The 16,642-nt window shown below is 43.3% G+C and carries 14 protein-coding genes; 7 read left to right on the top strand and 7 right to left on the bottom strand.

Annotated features, from left to right (window positions below; genetic code table 11):
* Positions 1-59: 59 nt before the first annotated feature.
* The 3 genes from OCW38_RS19845 to OCW38_RS19835 form a co-directional block, all read right to left on the bottom strand.
* On the bottom strand, positions 60-803 hold the full coding sequence (locus tag OCW38_RS19845) for an RNA methyltransferase (RefSeq protein ID WP_102351203.1): 744 nt from the start codon (positions 801-803) through the stop codon (positions 60-62).
* A gap of 186 nt (positions 804-989) precedes the next feature.
* Entirely contained in the window at positions 990-1,982 is a 993-nt protein-coding gene (locus OCW38_RS19840; RefSeq protein ID WP_391852439.1) for an aldo/keto reductase, read from the bottom strand.
* Positions 1,983-2,329: 347 nt separating this feature from the next.
* The gene (locus OCW38_RS19835) at positions 2,330-2,476 is read right to left on the bottom strand and encodes a hypothetical protein (protein ID WP_010431051.1); all 147 of its coding nucleotides are present in this window, start codon (positions 2,474-2,476) and stop codon (positions 2,330-2,332) included.
* A 347-nt stretch (positions 2,477-2,823) separates the two neighbouring features.
* Between OCW38_RS19835 and pepT the strand changes: the two genes are divergently transcribed.
* The 3 genes from pepT (at position 2,824) to OCW38_RS19820 (ending at position 5,624) form a co-directional block, all read left to right on the top strand.
* Positions 2,824-4,056: a peptidase T gene (gene pepT / locus OCW38_RS19830; protein ID WP_261895886.1), complete on the top strand. Its 1,233-nt coding sequence runs from the start codon at positions 2,824-2,826 to the stop codon at positions 4,054-4,056.
* A 76-nt stretch (positions 4,057-4,132) separates the two neighbouring features.
* Positions 4,133-4,600, top strand: a complete 468-nt coding sequence (locus tag OCW38_RS19825) for a DM13 domain-containing protein (RefSeq protein WP_016768777.1) — start codon at positions 4,133-4,135, stop codon at positions 4,598-4,600.
* Between the two features lie 181 nt (positions 4,601-4,781).
* Positions 4,782-5,624 (top strand): mechanosensitive ion channel family protein, encoded by an 843-nt coding sequence (locus OCW38_RS19820; RefSeq protein WP_010431042.1) that lies wholly within the window; start codon positions 4,782-4,784, stop codon positions 5,622-5,624.
* A gap of 200 nt (positions 5,625-5,824) precedes the next feature.
* On the opposite strand, the gene OCW38_RS19815 is transcribed toward OCW38_RS19820, so the two are convergent.
* Entirely contained in the window at positions 5,825-6,268 is a 444-nt protein-coding gene (locus OCW38_RS19815; RefSeq protein WP_010431039.1) for a dCMP deaminase family protein, read from the bottom strand.
* Positions 6,269-6,526: 258 nt separating this feature from the next.
* Between OCW38_RS19815 and OCW38_RS19810 the strand changes: the two genes are divergently transcribed.
* The 3 genes from OCW38_RS19810 to OCW38_RS19800 all read left to right on the top strand — a co-directional run bounded on the left by OCW38_RS19810 (position 6,527) and on the right by OCW38_RS19800 (position 11,841).
* Positions 6,527-7,666, top strand: coding sequence for an efflux RND transporter periplasmic adaptor subunit (locus tag OCW38_RS19810; protein ID WP_261895883.1), 1,140 nt, complete (start codon positions 6,527-6,529; stop codon positions 7,664-7,666).
* 11 nt (positions 7,667-7,677) lie between these two features.
* Positions 7,678-10,830: an efflux RND transporter permease subunit gene (locus tag OCW38_RS19805; protein ID WP_010431034.1), complete on the top strand. Its 3,153-nt coding sequence runs from the start codon at positions 7,678-7,680 to the stop codon at positions 10,828-10,830.
* 324 nt (positions 10,831-11,154) lie between these two features.
* A complete protein-coding gene (locus tag OCW38_RS19800; protein WP_010431031.1) occupies positions 11,155-11,841 on the top strand; it encodes a MaoC family dehydratase in 687 nt (228 codons plus the stop codon).
* A gap of 117 nt (positions 11,842-11,958) precedes the next feature.
* Here OCW38_RS19800 and OCW38_RS19795 read toward each other — a convergent pair whose 3' ends face one another.
* Positions 11,959-12,774: a phosphate ABC transporter substrate-binding protein gene (locus OCW38_RS19795; protein ID WP_010431028.1), complete on the bottom strand. Its 816-nt coding sequence runs from the start codon at positions 12,772-12,774 to the stop codon at positions 11,959-11,961.
* A gap of 306 nt (positions 12,775-13,080) precedes the next feature.
* Here OCW38_RS19795 and OCW38_RS19790 point away from each other — a divergent pair, with 306 nt between their 5' ends.
* Positions 13,081-13,443 carry a DUF3024 domain-containing protein gene (locus tag OCW38_RS19790; protein ID WP_010431025.1) on the top strand — a complete coding sequence of 121 codons (363 nt, stop codon included), beginning with the start codon at positions 13,081-13,083 and terminating at the stop codon, positions 13,441-13,443.
* 95 nt (positions 13,444-13,538) lie between these two features.
* On the opposite strand, the gene OCW38_RS19785 is transcribed toward OCW38_RS19790, so the two are convergent.
* The gene (locus tag OCW38_RS19785) at positions 13,539-14,369 is read right to left on the bottom strand and encodes a helix-turn-helix domain-containing protein (protein ID WP_010431023.1); all 831 of its coding nucleotides are present in this window, start codon (positions 14,367-14,369) and stop codon (positions 13,539-13,541) included.
* A gap of 163 nt (positions 14,370-14,532) precedes the next feature.
* On the bottom strand, positions 14,533-16,539 hold the full coding sequence (rnb, locus tag OCW38_RS19780; RefSeq protein WP_010431021.1) for an exoribonuclease II: 2,007 nt from the start codon (positions 16,537-16,539) through the stop codon (positions 14,533-14,535).
* Between the last annotated feature and the right edge of the window lie 103 nt (positions 16,540-16,642).

The following is a 16,642-nucleotide window of genomic DNA, read 5'->3' as shown; positions in this document are numbered from 1 at the left end:
TACTGATTTAATCAATACGCCTTTTTTAATACCTGAACACTGTCGATTGGCTCGTTAGCTTATGAAATCGAGCTATGCTGACGACGCATGTTGTCGAGAATAATACCTGTCGCCATTGCTACGTTCAAAGACTCCGCGCCACCGAATGCTGGAATCGTAATCTTATCAGTCACGTATTTAGCGGCTTGTTCACGAATTCCGTGAGACTCACTGCCCATCAGTAAAATACCATTGGCAGTAAATTCCGTCTTATGAACACTTTCGCCTTCTAAGAACGCCCCGTAAACCGGTAGGTTCGCTTGCTCTAAGTATTCAGGTAAGTCTGTTTGGCTTACATGTACTCGGCCAAAGCTGCCCATGGTCGCGCTGATCGTTTTCGGGTTGTATGGGTCTGCACAATCGCTGCTCGCAACGATATGCTTAATGCCATACCAGTCTGCGACGCGAATAATCGTACCTAGGTTGCCTGGGTCAGATACACCATCCAGCGCAATCATCAATCCAGTTGCTTTTGGTAGTTCAAATGTTGGGATCTCAACAACTGCAATCGCTGCGTTGTTACTCACCAAAGTACTTGCTTTGGTTAGGTCATCCAGTGAAGCTTCAACACAATCAAACTCAAATAGTGATGCGTGATTTTCAGATAAGAAATCAGCCGTAGCAAAGACGTTCTTAACAACTAAGTCACTATTGAACAGCTCAAGAACGTTCTTTTCACCTTGAACTAGAAACTGGCCGTGGGCTTTACGTTGTTTCTTTTGGCCCAAAGCACGAAGGAGTTTTAATTGGTTTTTTGAAATCATGTTTTTATCCTAGATATAAGCCCGCGCATTATAGAGCAAAGGTTGGAGAACCAAAAGCGTGATAACTCATGCGATCCACTAAAAAGCAACCAACTTAAAAAAGAAAAGCGCACTAAATAGCGCGCTCTTATCTGATTTACTTGCTTAAGATTAAGCTGAACTGAGAAGGCTAGGTGAACTTATAGCTTAATATGGAACAGGGTAGCGCTTAAACACTGTGTTGATATCAGTGAGTATCTCTTCTGATAGAGGCTTGCTGAAAGCTGCTACGTTTTCTTTCAGTTGTTCCATGGTGGTTGCACCAATAATTGTGGAGGTGACACCATCAACTTGATTACACCATGCTAATGCAAGTTGGCTCGGTGTAAACCCGTGTGCGTTCGCCACTTCAACATAGCCTTTAACCGCTTCATTGGCAGTTTCAGTATCACGGAAGATGCCTTTACGTTGCATGTAAGTCCAACGGCTACCTTCCGGTCTTGCGCCATCGATGTACTTTCCACTCAACATGCCTGCAGCTAAAGGTGACCATGGTAGATAAGCGACACCTTCATGCACACAGTTCTCAATTAGATATGGCCAATCTTTTGCGTGCAGCAGGCTAAATTCATTTTGTATAGAGACCATACGCGGCAAATCATGCTTTTCGCTTAGCTTGAGGTATGTGTTAATGCCCCAAGTGGAATCATCTGAAAGCCCGACATGGCGAATTTTACCCGCCTTAATACAGCTAGCTAATGCTTGTAGGATTTCTAACATCTCTGCTTCATGTTGTTTTCTGTCGATATCGCTGAATCGAATATGATTTGGGAAATGTTTACCAAAGTGAGGCGTTGTCCGATTTGGCCAATGAAGTTGGTAAAGGTCGATATAGTCTGTTTGTAGGCGTTTTAATGACGCGTCAACGGCTGCGATCACGGCTTCACCGGTTATTGGACCACCATCTCGAACCCAAGGAAGTCCAGGTCCGGCAATTTTACTCGCGATGATTAATTCTTGGCGACGCTGCGGATTACGCGATAACCAATTACCGATAATCGCTTCTGTTTTACCGTAAGTGTCAGGTGAAGGTGGCACCGCGTACATCTCTGCGGTATCAATAAAGTTAATACCTTGGCTTAGTGCGTATTCGATTTGTTGGTCAGCTTGTTGTTGAGTATTTTGCAGCCCCCAAGTCATGCTACCTAGACAGATTCGGGAAACGGGAATTTGACTACTTCCTAGTTTTGAGTATTCCATTGAATTCGGGATTCCTGTGGTTAAGTTCTCTGGTACTCGCGTTATAGTTTTTGAAAGGGGCGAGTGAGGAATGAAAACGAATATGAATTATTAGCACAAAATGACACGACAAGGTATGGCTTTGGTGGGTTTAGTCAGGCGTTTTTTTGCGTTGCGAGTTTGCTTTACTCGGTCAGTACCAAGGTTTATGGATAATAAATCGGCAAGCATAAAAAAAGCTCTACGACATAGAGAAGTAGAGCTCATTTGTTGGGGGTACTATAAATTGGTACGTCGTATAACTTAAGTTAAGAGGCAGCGTTTGTATCAAGCCCGCCTTGGGCCTGCGCCTGTCTTAGAGCTTCCTGCCTTTGAACTTCTTTCTCAGTTAATACTGGTTGAAGCGTTTCCTCAGAGGCTTGAGGAGAGAAAATGAAATACTTATTAATCGTCATAACTGTGTCTCCGTGTAACGTATGACAGATTCTGCATCAAGGATAAATTGTGATCATCATCCACTTTGTACTTTTTTTAGGCTGAGAGCGAAGGGCGTAGAATGCGTACAAAGTCATCGTTTATCATCCCTGTGCAAGGTGTAACTGACGAAACCCTCTTTTTACAGTATAGGCGGCTTATTTAATTTCGCTCAATAATGATTTAGAGCAATTACACAGATGGTCAGGGGCGTAAGATGAAAAACCTCGCTACTGACTTTGTGTTTGTATTTATCGAAGACTACATCGTTTTTTTAGATAACAATTAGGTCAGTAAATCAATTACTTAATCCATGGTGAGATGAATTATGGAAAAGCTTGTAGAACGTTTCCTGAATTACGTTACTTTTGATACTAAATCCGATCCCTCTAATCAGCAGTGCCCAAGTTCTCCGGGGCAAAATACGTTTGCTGAAGTCTTAAAATCAGAATTGGTCGCATTGGGATTAGCGGACGTCTCTTTAGACAAAAATGGGTATTTGATGGCGAAGCTGCCGTCTAATGTTGATTACGCGGTTCCTGCTATTGGTTTTGTAGCGCATATGGATACCGCTCCTGATGCTTCAGGAGCAAATGTGAAACCACAAGTGATCAAAGATTACCAAGGTGGCACGATTGAATTGGGTACAAGTGGTGAGAGTTTGAACCCAAGCCAATACTCGGACCTTGATGGCCTACACGGTCATGACCTTATCACTACAGACGGTACAACTCTACTTGGCGCTGATAACAAGGCGGGTATCGCTGAAATCATCAGTGCGATTGCCCATCTTAAAGCGAATCCAGACATCAAACATGGCGATATTTGTATTGGTTTCACGCCAGACGAAGAAATTGGCCGTGGTGCAAACCTGTTTGATGTTGAAAAGTTTGGCGCCGAGTGGGCGTACACCATCGATGGTGGGCCAGTAGGGGAATTGGAATTTGAGAACTTCAATGCCACGAGCGCTGACGTTATATGTCATGGCGTGAACGTTCACCCGGGTACCGCAAAAGGTAAAATGGTGAACTCAATGAACATCGCTGCGCAATTCCAATTGATGATGCCAGCGCAAGATACACCAGAGTGCACTGAAGGTTATGAAGGCTTCTACCATTTGAAATCGGCTGAAATGGGTGTGGCTCGCTCTGAGCTGGGTTATATCATCCGTGATTTTGAACGTGAGGGTGTAGAAGCGCGTAAGACATTCATGCAACAGAAAGTGGATGAACTGAACGAGCGTCTTGAGAAAGGCAGTGTTGAGTTGGTGCTAACTGATAGCTACTTCAATATGAAAGAGATGGTTGAACCACATCAACATATTATCGAGCTAGCAAAGCAAGCGATGATTGAATGCGATGTTGAGCCAATGATCAAACCTATCCGAGGTGGTACAGACGGTGCTCGCTTATCTTTCATGGGTCTACCATGTCCGAACATCTTTACTGGTGGCTATAACTTTCATGGTATTCATGAATTTATTACCATTCAAGGTATGGAGCAAGCGGTAAAAGTGATTGTCGAATTGTCTCAACGCACGGCAACACATTACCAAAAATAGCCGTTTGAAACGCGATATCTCTTTGTATTTTTGAGGGTATTCAATAATACTCTCTTTAAGCATAAGGGAGTACGCGATGAAAAAGTTAGTTTTACTTTGTACCCACTTAGCCGTGGGTGCTGTTGGTTTTGGGCTTGGTGTTTATGCGCTACCTATCTTGATTGAGCCTGATTCTCCGTCTTCAAGTTCGGTTGAAGCGATCAGCCAACAGGCTATCTACACAGGTGAGTTCAGCAAAGACCGTCAAGACAGTGACTTCTTACATTGGGGAGAAGGCATCGTTTCTGTGTCTGAAAGTGCGATCGCTTTTGAAGGTGAACTGGCACCGGGGCCGGATTATAAGGTTTACCTTTCTCCTAAGTTTATTGAAACCGAGCAAGCCTTTAATGAAAGTAAAATCGAGTTACTGAGAGTGGGAGATGTGAAAACATTCGACCGATTTATGGTTAACCTTCCGGAAAGTACTGATCTTAATCGATTTAATACGGTTGTGATTTGGTGTGAAACTTTTGGCCAATTTATTACTTCTGCCAAGATAAAATGATAGCCTTACCTAAGCTAAGCTAAGCTAAGCTAAGCTAAGCTAAGCTAATTTAGGCACGAAAAAGCGCTCCATTTCTGAGCGCTTTTTTATAATGTGTTGTATCGACCTAAATATGGTTGAGTTAGTCGCTATAAAGCTCATTGTTATAGAGCTCAATGTTTTAATGCTAAAGGAATAAGTAATGGAAAAGATGTGGCAAGTAATAGATTTCCTACTCGCTCATAAATTTATTTTTAGTGCACTGATCATTTGCATTATTTTAATCATCCGTCGAATCACCTTGTCTCGAATTCGCGGTGATGTTGCTTTCCTTAGTGAAGACCAGCGTAATTGGATGTCACGAACAAAGAACGGCACTTTTGCTGTGATTGTGTTCACTATGTTTGTTTTGTGGAAACCTGAAATAAGCGAGTTTGCACTGTCTGTAACTGCCATTGCCGTTGCGATAGTCGTGGCTTCGAAAGAGATCATTTTGTGTTTCACTGGCTCTATTCAGCGAGCGAGTTCACGTTCGTTCCGAATTGGTGATTGGATTGAGGTAGGTAAAATCAGTGGTGAGGTGATTGAGCACAATTTGATGGCGACTGTGATTCAAGAAATCGATTTGTATCACGGGCAATACCACTTCACTGGCAAGACAGCCACGCTACCTAATAGCATGTTCTTCACTTATCCGGTAAAGAACCTCAACTTCATGAAGCGCTATGTCTATCACAACTTTTTTGTGACGGTAAAAGACTTTGTAAATCTATACCCAATGGTGCCGGATCTTATCGTGAAAATTGAAGAGCATTGTGAAGAGTTTATCGATGTTGCCCGTCGTTATAATGGTGTGATCGAGAAGCACGCTGGCGTTGACCTTCCAGGCTCTGAACCTCATATTCATATCACAAGCAGCTCAACGGGCGAGCAAGAAGTGCATTTTATGATTTTCTGCCCAACGGAAAAAGCCGTTCACTTAGAGCAAGATATTCGCAAAGATTTTATGGAAGCGTACGCGTTGGAATTTCCAGCTAGCGCTTAATCTAGTTTTCCTGTTTGAACTAGGTTGCGCGTATAAGCATGTCCTAGTTAGGTTAGTTTTACTGAAATAAATAAAAAGCCGAGAGCGATCATATCGACTCTCGGCTTTTTTGTACTTGGAATCTAGCTCTACGCTAGCGGCAACGTACTTATCAGGGCAGTTTGCTTGTAGAGATCGCGACTTCAGATCACCTACTGAAGTTAGTCTAAATCAGCGAGTGGTAACCAATCGACGGTTACACCAGCTTGCTCAAACATATCTTGGCTTACTTTGATCTTGTCTCCCCAACGAGAAAGGAAGTCCTCACTTTGTTCTGGGCAATGAACGGCAGAGATACCCGTTTGGATGATCTTTGCAGCACAGTTAGGACAAGGGAAGTGAGTCACCCAAATTTCGCAGCTATCTAAATCACGCTTGGCGAATAGAATTGCGTTCTCTTCGGCATGCAGAGTTTTGAGGTACTTCATTTCACGATCATCAGTATCAGCACTGTCAGATACGCCATGAGGATAGCCATTAAAGCCCACCGAGACAATGCGGTTATGTTTAGTAATTACCGCACCAACTTGTGTTGATGGGTCCTTACTCCAAGAACCAACCAACTCGGCCATTTGATAGAAACGTTTAGCCCATTTTGAAATCATGTGAATTACCTTAAGTAATTAAATATGAATGCTTATGTACGAAGATACATGATGTTAGTCAATATACCTAGTTGATAAAAGTGGGAAGGGTGATTTGGGGTAAAATTGTTACTTGTTTGTAAGTGTTTTATAAGCATCAGGTTTCGTGTTACACGTTGAAACACATTTCAAGTAATAATTGATATTCCTCGGACATTTTAGGCATTTGTGTTACGTAACTTTTATGCTGTTCAATTTCTCATAAGTGACGGTATAACCATGCGTAAAAAGTTAATCCTTACGGCTCTTGCAAGCTCTCTTTTTCTTGCTGGGTGCGGGCAAGACGCCCAAAATACCAACCAGGCGCCTTTACCTCTCGTAGCTGTACAGGATGTTAGTGTTATTTCTCACCAGCAAAGTAAGTCGTATATCGGTCGTATTGAAGCCGTTGAAGACACGGCGATCATAGCGCAGGTTTCTGGTTATTTACAAAGCCGTCATTTCAAAGAAGGCCAAATGGTCGAAAAAGGTCAATTGCTTTACTCAATCGAACCTTCTTCATTTGAAGCTGAAGTAGCAAGTGCAAAAGCGTCTGTTGCTCAAGCGAATGCCAACCTTAAAAAAGCCGAGCTTGATTTCAACCGAGGTAAAAACCTACTTCCGAAAGGCAGTATTTCTCAATCTGAATTTGATGCATTGACCGCTTCTTTATTAGGTTCTCAAGCGCAACTTGAAGCGAGCCACGCTCAGTTAAATGCAGCTAACGTTCAGCTTTCGCATACCAAAATCGTTGCGCCTTTTTCTGGAAGAATCAGTGACACTAAAGTGAGTAAAGGTGATCTGGTTTCACCGTCTTCGGGTGTACTGACTACCTTGGTTAGTTTAGACCCAATCCATGCTTCATTTAGTATTAGTGAACGTGAGCGTATTGAGCTAGGCATGGATCGTATTGAAGGTGATGGCAGCAGCGACTCTGCGCGTGTTGAAGTTGAGATTGTGTTGGAAAGTGGTGAAGTATTTGAACACCTAGGCCAGCTCGACTTCTTAGGTAACCGAATTAACCTGAATACCGGTACGATCGCAATGCGTGCCATTGCTGATAACCCAGCACAACAATTGCTTCCAGGACAGCACGTTCGTGTTGATCTTCGTGATAAACAATCTATTGATGTTGTGACTATTCCTCGTCGTGCGGTTCAAACCGACTTAGAAGGTGACTTTGTAATGGTGTTGGTCGAAGGCGAAGCAACCCCTGTGGCTGAGCGTAGAAATATCGAAATGGGTCGACAGGTTGAAGGTGGTGTAATCGTTCACTCTGGACTAGAGAAAGGCGACGCGGTCATCACTCAGGGCTTGCAGCGTGTGCGTAATGGTATGTCTGTTCGCATCCAGCCTTCTGCTGCTGAACAAGCCGAGTAAGGGGCGTAGTTATGTTAAGTCGTTTCTTTATTCAAAGGCCTAAGTTTGCCCTTGTAATATCCATTATATTGACGCTGGCAGGTGCGATTTCTCTCGCTATCTTGCCTGTGGCTGAATATCCAAAAATTAGCCCACCTTCTGTTAGCGTGTCAGCATACTACACAGGTGCAAGTGCTGAAGTTGTAGAACAGGCTATAGCCGACCCCATAGAAACGTCGGTTAACGGCGTAGAAGATATGATCTATATGTCTTCTAAAAGTGCTAACGATGGTTCGTACAACCTTAACGTGACCTTTGACGTGGGTACTGATGCCGATATGGCTCAGGTCAACGTTCAGAACCGAGTTGCCCAAATCGAATCGAAACTTCCCCAAGAAGTAAGAATGGTGGGTGTAACAGTTAAGAAACGTTCACCTGACTTGTTGATGGTATTGAACTTCTACTCGCCAAACGGTGAGTACGACGATCAGTTCCTAATTAACTACGTAAACTTAAACATTAAAGACCAATTGGCTCGTGTGTCGGGAATTAGTGAAGTGAACGTGTTGGGTGGTGGTGAATATTCGATGCGTGTTTGGTTAGACCCTGAGAAAATGGCTAACCTAAATTTAACTACATCAGATGTTTATGGCGCGTTGGCTGAACAGAACGTTCAAGTGGCTGCTGGACGAATTGGTGCTGCACCTTACAGTAACCCGCAGGAAGTTCAGTTCAACTTGGTAACAAAAGGCCGATTAGAAACGGCTGATGAATTTGAAAACGTTGTTCTACGAGCAAATCAAGATGGTTCAAGTATTTACCTAAAAGATGTTGCACGTGTTGAACTGGGTAAAAAGTTCTACGACGGCAACGGTAAATACCGAGGTCAAGATGCTTCAATCGTAACGCTTTCTCTACAATCTGATGCAAATGCGTTGGAAAGTGGTAAGGCGGTAATGGCAATGCTGGACAATTTAAGCAAAAACTTCCCTGAAGGCGTTGCTTATGAAGCGAGTTATGACACCACGGTCTTCGTTGCTGAATCGATAAAAGGGGTAGTTAAGACGCTAATCGAAGCTATTTTGTTGGTAATCGCGGTGACTTACCTATTCTTAGGTAGTGCCCGTGCGACGTTGATTCCAGTGGTTGCGATTCCGGTATCTCTGATTGGTACTTTTGCGATCATGCAGATGACAGGCTTTACTATCAACACCGTGACGTTGTTTGGTTTGATCTTAGCGATCGGTATCGTAGTAGATGATGCGATCTTGGTTATCGAAAACGTTGATACTACCATGGCCAAAGATCCGACGATCTCCCCACGTAAAGCCACACTGATTGCGATGAAGGAAGTAACCGGTCCTATCGTAACTTCAACCTTGGTTCTGTTAGCCGTTTTCATACCTGTAGCTATGCTGCCAGGTATCACTGGTATCATGTACCGTCAATTCGCTCTGACTATCTGTATTGCGGTTGTTATCTCTTCTATTAACGCACTAACGCTTTCTCCTGCACTGTGTTCGCTGGTCCTTAAGCAGGGGGGGGGTAACACGGCACGTTGGTACCAAGCGTTTAACCGTGGTTTAGAAAATGTGACTAACAAATATGGTCAAATCGCTGGCTTCCTTGTGAAAAAGGGTGTTCTGCTATTTACCTTCTTTGTTGTTGCATTGGCTGCCGTTACTTACTTTGCGAAGACGACGTCTACAGCGTTCGTACCTCAAGAAGATAAAGGTATTTTGCTAGTTAACGTACAACTACCGGATGCGGCATCGTTATCTCGTACTGAAGACGTGACAGAGCAATTACTCGAGATGGTAGAGCAAGAGCCGGGTGTTGATGGTGTGACTCTGGTTAATGGTTACGCGTTCATGACGGGTGCTTCAGCGTCAAATGGTGCGTCGTTATTTATCAAGCTTCACGATTGGGATATGCGCAACGCATTAGAGGGTGAGCACTCAGCTTCTGCTATTTCTCGTCGTATTAATGGCCGAGCAGCAACTGAATTACCTCAAGCGATTGTTTTTGCTATGGGGCCTCCTGCGGTACCTGGCATGGGTGCAGCATCTGGTTTTGAGTTTGTTCTTGAAGATACACTAGGTCGAAGCCGCACTGATTTGGCAATGGTAATGAATGACGTGATTGCTGAGGCCACGAAACAGCCTGAGATTTCACACACATTCAGTACATTCCGTGCCAACGTGCCTCACTACTATGTTGATATTGACCGTGAGAAAGCACAGCAGTTAGGTATTCCGTTGTCGGAAATCTTCCAAACGCTACAAGGTAACCTTGGCTCGTTGTACGTGAACGACTTCACCATGTTTGGTAAGAATTTCCGTGTAACCATGCAAGCTGACAGCGAACACCGTAGCAGTATGGATGACCTGCAACGTTTCCATGTACGCTCGTCTAACGGTGAAATGATTCCGCTAAGCACTTTGGTGACTTACGATCAGATCTTCGAACCTGATGTAGCATGGCGTTACAACATGTACCGCAGTGCGGTGATTCAAGGGCAACCTGCACCGGGCTATTCAAGTGGTGATGCGATTGCAGCAATGGAGCGTGTGGCCGCTGACGTCTTACCTCAGGGTTATCAGTACGAATGGACCGGTATGGCTTACCAAGAAGTACTGGCAGGCAACCAAGCTATTTTTGCATTTGCGCTGGCACTGATCTTCATCTACCTGTTTATGGTGGCTCAGTACGAGAGTTGGACAATACCTATTGCGATTATCTTAGTGGTCCCTGTCGCAACCTTAGGTTCCTTTTTAGCGCTGAATTTAACCGGTACACCACTGAACCTTTATGCACAAATTGGTTTGGTACTCTTGATAGCCTTGGCCGCGAAGAACGCGATCTTGATTGTGGAGTTCGCGAAAGTTGAACGTGAAGAGAAAGATGCATCAATCGAAGATGCGGCTGTTAAGGGCGGTACATTGCGTTTCCGCGCTGTGAACATGACCTCTTGGTCATTTATCCTTGGCATATTCCCACTCATCTTCGCTGCGGGCGCAGGTCATGTAAGTCAGAACTCTCTGGGTATTTCATTGATTGGTGGTCTGTTATGTGTGCTACTCGCCGGTACGTTCCTAATCCCTGGCTTCTATGCATTCGTGCAACGTAAGCGTGAAAAGGCACACGGTGGTAATACTAAGTTAGTGCCATTGGATGATGAGTAAGGAATTTGACTACTTGTGAGTTAATCGTTGGATATTAACTCCTTGTAAGCTCATTTCTACAAAAGGCTTAGTGTTGCGCTAAGCCTTTTTTATTCCACATGTGAATAAAAATGCTATTTATATAATCAAATGTTTACTATGTGGTAGAGCTAATGCTCTAATTTGGGTTTTGTAATAAAATGATGTTTTATTATTAAGTTTCTGTTTATTAAGGAAATATCAAGGTTCAGCTAACGGGTGTATGCTCGAAAACATTTGCACAATAGTGTGAAGTGTTTCAAAATTACGAAGTTATATTGAAATTTTCTGTGCATTGAGGTTCTTATGAAAGTCATTGATTTATTTAAACACCGAGGCGATAGCATGTCTTCGCAACACTCAGAGTTTATGCAATGGATGTCTCCAGCTCTTAGAGATTACTGGGGCGACTTTCTAAACCGTACGCAAAACAGCCATTTTTTCGCGTGGGTTCGTGATCACCACAAACCAGCGGTAAACGAAGATGCACCAGAGATGCCAATTGAGCAGCCAATCGTGCTAAAGCCCGAAGCACAACTTGTGTTTGATGAGCTTAAACAGCAGATTGGTGAAGTGATTCATACTGGTGACTGGATCAATGTTAGTCAAGACCGTATTAATCAATTCGGCCTTGTTACTGAAGATATGCAATGGATCCATACTGAACCTTCTAAAGCTGAAACAGACTCTCCGTTCAAAACAACCATCGCACATGGTTTTTTAACGTTATCGCTGCTTCCTCGATTGACAGACAGTGTTGACCCGGACAAATCTCAATTCCCAACAGCGAAGATGGTTGTAAACATTGGTCTTAACCAAGTACGTTTTCCATACCCTGTAAAGTCAGGTAGTAATGTTCGCGCTAAAAGTACGCTAACGAAAGTGACGCCAATTAAGAAAGGCTTAGAGATTGAACGCGAAATTCGTGTAGAAATCGAAGGTGTTCGTCGCCCTGGTGCTGTGATTGTTTCGGTAATCCAACTGCACTTTTAGTACTTTGTTGTAAGTGGTATAACTCTTAAATAAAGATTATAGATTCAAAAAAGAGAGAGCTTAGTGCTCTCTCTTTTTGTTTATACGATATCTCGCATTTACTCTATCTAAGAGTCGTTACTTAATACGTGTATAACCGTACTCTTCGATAAGATCTTGCCCTTGTTTTGACTTCACGAATTTAATGAAATCTTTACTCTCGTCAGAAACAGAGTCTGATTTGTGTAGTAATAAGAATGGGCGAGCCAATTCATAGCTGTGGTTAGCAATGTTCTTTGAGGTTGGCTCAACGCCTTCAAAGGTGATCGCTTTGATCGAACGATCGATAGAACCAACAGAGATAAAACCAATAGCATGTGGGTTATGGTTAACAATCGTTTTTACCATGCTATTACTGTTTACAACCAAGTTATTTGGATTGATATCAGACACTAGACGGTCGTTAATGATTTGAGTTAAACCAAGCAAGCTTTCGAAGCTATAACGAGATCCGGAAGATGCTTCACGAGTTACAACCGCGATAGGTTGATCTGCACCGCCGACTTCTTTCCAGTTCGTTATTTTGCCTTTGTAGATATCAAACAATTGCTCACGGGTAACGTTATTTACAGCATTTGAACGATTGGTTACAACCGCTAGACCGTCAAAGGCGATTGGGAACACCTTCAATTTTTCGTTCTGCTCACGGTTGGTTAAGTAGCGTGAGCTCATACCGATCTCAGATACACCTTTATTCACCATCGTAATCCCGGCTGTAGAGCCAATACCCTGAACTGCAATATAGTTGTCAGGGTGAGTCTTGTTGTACTCCTCTGCTAATACATCCATAACTCGCGCTACAGAAGTGGAGCCCGAAATATTGGTTTCTTGTGCAAAAGCAGCATGAGAAGACAGGGCTAAGGATAAAAGAGAGGCTAGCGCGACTCGTAACATAAACAACTCCTAGTTAATAACATTTGTCGCATATCATAGGTTGGTTATATGACACTTTTGTGAAATTCTATTCGTGTGCGGCATGACGGCTAGGCGGGCTTATAAGAGCGAGCTTGGCTTAAGATAGCCTGGTGTAAATAAGTTGTCGTTGTCGCTAACCGTTTGATGGGTTCATAGGAGGTAGCTTTGTTTATGAGAGCAAGACGGGTATTTTGTTTGAGCTTATTCGCTAAAATGTTTGTTGAGTTCTAAGCTAAGTAAATGAACTCGCTACTTAGGGGGCTCTAGGAAGTCGCAAGGGGTGTTATGTCCGTCATTCATATAGAACTGAATCGTCTTTTAATTGGGGCTGAACGGCTCTGTACTTCTCGCAATCGCAGTTTACCTGTGGAGCTAGGCAAATCCCTCTATGAAGCATGTGAGGGCGGTGTGCTGTTTTCTCAGGCGCATTATTTGCTTGACTCTTCCCACAGTGATTATACAAACGACATTGCCTGTGTGACTTTTGATGAATCGTTATCATGCTGGTTGGTCACGGTGCCGCTTGAGGATGATTCGGAAAGTGACTCTGTAAATTGGGGGCCTTATCCTTACCTCGCGAAATCAAAGGATCTTGATGCTATTCTGGCTGAAATAGAAAAAGATCCTAAATCGTACTTTTGGTCCTAACTATCTGCTTATATGCTCGCTAATGGCGCACTAACGACTTGATACCAAAAGCTGAACTCTTCCTCATACTCCCAATAATGATGTTATTCAACCTTCTAAACTTGCGGCTTCATGTTTTGCATCTGTGCTTGTGTAATCAATGAACGGAAGTCTTTTGGAGTCTTGCCATGATAGGTTTTAAAAGCGGTACTGAAGTGTGCCGCGCTTTTAAATCCAGATTCGTAAGCGATTTGAGTAATCGATTTGTTCGATGTTCTGAGCTGAGTAGCAGCATGGGCAATGCGCTTTATTTTCAAGAGATTTGAAAAGGAAAGGTCTTCGGCCGATAAACGGCGTTTAAGTGTGGCTGGTGACATCCCCATATAACTGGCTAGAGTATCGAGAGAGATATTATTTTCTATGTTCTGTTCAATGTAATGGATGACCTTTTGTGTCACGGTCAAGCTAGAAGCACGAGCGATAATCATGAGTAAAGCCGGGTATTGCTCTACCATCAGCGACAATAGGCTTAAACCTAATTGGGTGAGAGCATAGTCGTTTTGAGTTGGTGCATTAGCAAGGGAAAGGATGAGTTCTTTTAAGTGACATATATCCGTGTCAGTTTTGTTGAACTTAATGTATTTATCTGGGATCCGGGTGGATTCTAAATCACTAAACTGATTAATGAACTTCTGAAAAATAGTTAAATCAAAATCTAAACAAGTCGCACTGAATTCACCATTTTCAGTATTTATATTGACGTCTTTAATCTGTCCTGAATTGTAAAGAGTGAAATCGCCTGCTTGCAACGAAGCCTCGTTGCCATTAGGCAGCGTAAAAGAGATGCTGCCTTTGGATACGATGAAGATACCGTTTTTAGAGGCAGGGTAACGTTCACGTTTCCTGGGAATAAAGTTTCTGAATTGAGTAACTGTAATCGATGACATAGTACGCTTCTTTGACGTTGTAAACGAGTTGCTTATTGGTTTTAGTATTGTTTAAGCATGAGATATTTACAAAAAAGGCGCTATTTATTAGCGCCTTTAGAAGTGAACCTTTGAAGCTTTTTACCTTGAAAGACTAAACTTGCAAGCCTAACCTTTAAAGCTCTTAAGCTTCGGTTTCATTTGTCGTTTCAGGCTCGCTAGGCAAGTCCGCAAAAACTTGAGTAGGCTTTGCTACTAAGTTACGGTTTTCCTGATTAACTTCTGAGAGAACTACTTCTAAAACGTCTCCCAGTTTGTATACCATTTCTTTATCGATAGATACAGTACCCAAATCACTGTTGCACTCGATTCTCTCTTTATTATCAATAATGAGAGAGCCAGGGATAAACGCGGCAGCACCATTCTCAAGTAGGCGAACACGCATGCCAGCACGGTTAATATCGAAGATCTCAGCTTGGAAGCGAGTTTCGTTTGCCGGAGCGTTTGCTAGAGTGCGAGCATACAACCAATCGCCCACATTACGTTCAGCCATACCGTGGTGACGACGGTGCAGAGCAAGTTCATCACCAATCGTTTCATCTGGCGTTTGAATTGGCGCTTTACCTAGGATGTGTGCTTTAAGCATGCGGTGGTTAATCATGTCACCGTATTTACGAATTGGAGAAGTCCAAGTTGCGTAAATGTCTAAACCCATAGCGTAGTGTGGCGCAGGTTCATTGCTGATCTCGCTGTACGCTTGGAATTTACGAATACGGTTGTCGTAGTAGCTGTTGTCTAAAGAACCTAACCAACGACGCAAAGTTGCGAAGCCTTCTAGAGAAACGATCTGCTCTTCTGTAAATGGTGTTTCGGCTTCTGGATTAACCAGTTCTAGAACATCTGCTAATTTCTCTGCTTTAAATCCAGAGTGACAGTTAAACACACCTTGGTTAAAGCTTTCTTTTAGTACTCGGCCTGCACAGATGTTCGCGCTGATCATTGATTCTTCAACTAACTTGTTTGCACTGCGACGCATGTCTGCGTGAATAGCGACAACATCGTTATCTTCGCTAAGCTCAAAGCGGTAGTCAGGGCGGTCTGGGAACACAACAGCGTTTGTAGAGCGCCATGCTGAACGTGCTTGTGCAAATTGGTGGAGGTCAGAAACAATCACAGCGATCTCTTCTGATGGCTGCCATTTCTCTGATGTGCCTGTTTCTAGCCAGTCAGATACGTGATCGTAAGCAAGACGCGCGTGAGATTTGATGTTCGCAGCGAAGAAGTTAATGTCATCACCGATAACACCGTCTTTAGACACTGTTACTGTGCAGCAAAGTGCAGGGCGAACTTCGTTCTCTATTAGCGAACATAAGTTGTCAGCCAAGTCACGAGGCAACATTGGGATGTTACGACCTGGTAGGTAAATCGTGAAGCCACGTTCACGAGCGACTTTATCCATAGAATCATCTGGAGAGATGTAAGCCGTTGGATCAGCAATCGCGATAGTCAGTTCAAAATCACCGTTCTCTTTCTTCTTGGCGTAAAGGGCATCGTCCATATCTTTCGTGCTTTCACCATCAATGGTCACAAAAGGTACGTGCGTCATGTCTACGCGTTCAAGATCTGCGTCATCGTTGATTTGCCAGTTGTCGATGCCTTCAGGTTCGCTGTTTGGTAGGTCGTTTTGTGCCAACGTTACCCACCAAGGCGCGATTTTGTCATCGGCATCGGTGATTTTCTCTGAGATCTGAGCTAAGAAACCGTTATCACCTTTTAATGGGTGTTGAACGATGTGAGCGACAACCCAGTCGCCTTCTTTTAGCGTTTCAGGGTTTAAGCCTTTCTTAGCTTTTGCTTTTAGTTGCAGCTTTTTCAGTTGCGGGTGATCAGGAACAACGTTCAATCGACCTTTGAAAAGCTTCACTCGTGCGATGAAGCGAGTAAGACCTTGTTCAACCAATTCCTCTGGTTCGGCTACTTCGCGTTCTTTCTCTGTACGAATGATTGCAATGACTTTGTCGCCGTGTACACATTTTTTCATATATGGAGGCGGAATGAAGAAGCTTGTTTTGCTATCGACTTCGAGAAAACCAAACCCTTTTTCAGTGGCTTTGATCGTACCTTCCTTTTTAGGGAGGGTTTCTTGGATTTGCTGTTTTAGCTGAGCGAGTAGAGGATTATCTTGAAACATCTTACTTTTATCTAACGAGGGCAATTGAGCACACTATAATCATTGCGAGAGCTGATTACTACTTAAAGCCGAAGTGGACTGAAATTAATTGCCCACTTATTTA

This window comes from Vibrio cyclitrophicus (assembly GCF_024347435.1).
Classification (GTDB): Bacteria; Pseudomonadota; Gammaproteobacteria; order Enterobacterales; family Vibrionaceae; genus Vibrio; species Vibrio cyclitrophicus.
Note: the sequence above shows the minus strand (reverse complement) of the source record. Positions and strands in the feature narration are given on the sequence as shown.